This is a genomic window from Aquimarina sp. AWH4_224 (genome assembly GCF_056160245.1).
In genome coordinates this window covers 1-410 of sequence record NZ_JBSWWU010000063.1, presented here as the reverse complement: position 1 = coordinate 410, position 410 = coordinate 1, and the positions used below count along the sequence as shown (strand labels likewise).

Sequence of the window (410 nt, the reverse complement as noted above, 5' to 3'; positions counted from 1 at the left end):
CCAAAGTTTGAAGATTGGGAAACGGAGTTACATTAAGACAAAAGGGTTTATGATTTGGTCAAAAAAACAAGTATTTGCTATTGGAGGATTAGAAAAATGAAACAATTATGGAATTACACCGATTAGATGGATTAGATGCCACAGGGATAGATCATATGGAAATAGAGGATACTACATCTTTTATGGGTAGTATTGCAGAAAACCCTGAGATTGCTTATGAAATTTTGGATGAAGAAGGTAATGTTGTGCTGTATGCTGATGCTGAAGAAAATATCTATGTGATTGATGGTTTGAATGGCTTTTTTAGAAAGATAGGAAGAGGACTGTTAATCAATGATGAAGATAAGCTTATTAATAAAAAAAGTTAGATACTAAATTTGTGATATGAATAATGAAATTGATAATGGTTT

General features: G+C 31.2%; 1 protein-coding gene. It reads left to right on the top strand.

Annotated elements, in window-relative coordinates; translation table 11 throughout:
• Positions 1–107 precede the first annotated feature (107 nt).
• On the top strand, positions 108–368 hold the full coding sequence (locus ACXAGJ_RS24705) for a hypothetical protein (protein WP_474843861.1): 261 nt from the start codon (positions 108–110) through the stop codon (positions 366–368).
• The last annotated feature ends 42 nt before the right edge of the window (positions 369–410 follow it).

What these genes read in the sequence shown, in the direction of transcription:
- ACXAGJ_RS24705 (WP_474843861.1), top strand. Translation starts at nt 108, where the DNA reads ATGGAATTACACCGATTAGATGGATTAGATGCCACAGGGATAGATCAT.